Source organism: Rhizobium sp. BR 315, assembly GCF_050577975.1.
GTDB lineage: Bacteria > Pseudomonadota > Alphaproteobacteria > Rhizobiales > Rhizobiaceae > Rhizobium > Rhizobium miluonense.
The window spans coordinates 1-652 of record NZ_JARWKZ010000156.1 but is presented as its reverse complement, the minus strand read 5'-3'; the positions used below and the strand labels follow the sequence as shown (position 1 = coordinate 652).

The 652-nt window shown below is 42.5% G+C and carries 1 protein-coding gene; it reads left to right on the top strand.

Annotation, left to right across the window (positions count from 1 at the left end):
* Window positions 1-652 (top strand): MFS transporter (locus tag QD409_RS35500; protein ID WP_430765047.1); only part of this gene is annotated, 652 nt, incomplete at both ends.

Sequence of the window (652 nt, the reverse complement as noted above, 5' to 3'; positions counted from 1 at the left end):
ATATTTGGCTCCGCCTCCAAAAGGCTATGTACCTGCTGGCTACAAGAAGGCATTGGAGACAGGGGCTGCTGCTCCGAAAGCTGATTTAGCTCAATCGACAGCCAATGAAGCAATAAAAACAAAAAGATTCTGGGCTTTATGGACAATGCTTTTCATTAATATTACGTGTGGAATTGCCATATTGGCTGTTGCATCTCCAATGGGACAAGAGCTTGCTGGAATGTCCGTTACAGGAGCCGCCGTATTAGTCGGTATTATGGGTGTATTTAACGGATTAGGAAGAATTGCATGGGCATCTGTTTCCGATTATATTGGTCGTCCTAATGTATACACATTGTTTTTTGCGATTCAAATTGCTGCCTTTTTTGTATTGCCTCATTTACAAGACGCTATTACTTTCTCTATAATAGTATGTATCATAATGTCTTGTTACGGGGGAGGATTTGCATCGATCCCTGCGTATATTGGAGATATGTTCGGAACGAAACAGCTTGGTGCCATTCATGGCTATATACTGACAGCGTGGTCTGCAGCAGGTATTGCTGGTCCTAGGTTTGTCTCATGGATCAGAGACACGACAGGAAGCTATCAGGAGACGTTGATTGTCTTTTCCTGTATGTTCATCGTTTCACTGACAATCTCCTTATTAATC